A 435-nucleotide genomic window follows, 5' to 3' on the forward strand; every position below is an offset into this window, starting at 1 on the left:
TAAAAGTAGGAAATAAATCTTACGCAAAATATTATTCTAATCCTGGTTTTAGGATGCCAAAAATATCATGATTGCAAGAAGTCAAATGCCAAGAGAATTATACAACAAAGGCACCATGCCTTCGAGAAATAAAAAAAATTTCAGATCTACAAAATCTGGAGCTGGTATGACACGAGCCGGTGTCAAAGCATACCGAAGATTAAATCCCGGTTCTAAATTAAAAACAGCCGTGACTGGAAAAGTGAAGCCAGGATCNAAAGCTGCNAAACGTAGAAAATCATTCTGCGCAAGATCACTAGGACAAATGAAAAAATTTCCTAAAGCAGCAAAAGATCCGAACTCAAGACTTAGACAGGCACGCAGAAGATGGAAGTGCTAAATGAGAAAAAAAAGAGACCCCAAAGTAGGAACAGGTAAAAAACCAAAAGGTTCTGG

The 435-nt window shown here is 37.6% G+C and carries 1 protein-coding gene; it reads left to right on the forward strand.

All coding sequences use genetic code 11. The features are described from left to right. Positions 1-166: 166 nt before the first annotated feature. Positions 167-379 (forward strand): DUF6321 domain-containing protein, encoded by a 213-nt coding sequence (locus A3712_RS28425; RefSeq protein ID WP_231891840.1) that lies wholly within the window; start codon positions 167-169, stop codon positions 377-379. Positions 380-435: the final 56 nt, after the last annotated feature.

This window comes from Vibrio sp. HI00D65, assembly GCF_001635455.1.
Classification (GTDB): domain Bacteria; phylum Pseudomonadota; class Gammaproteobacteria; order Enterobacterales; family Vibrionaceae; genus Vibrio.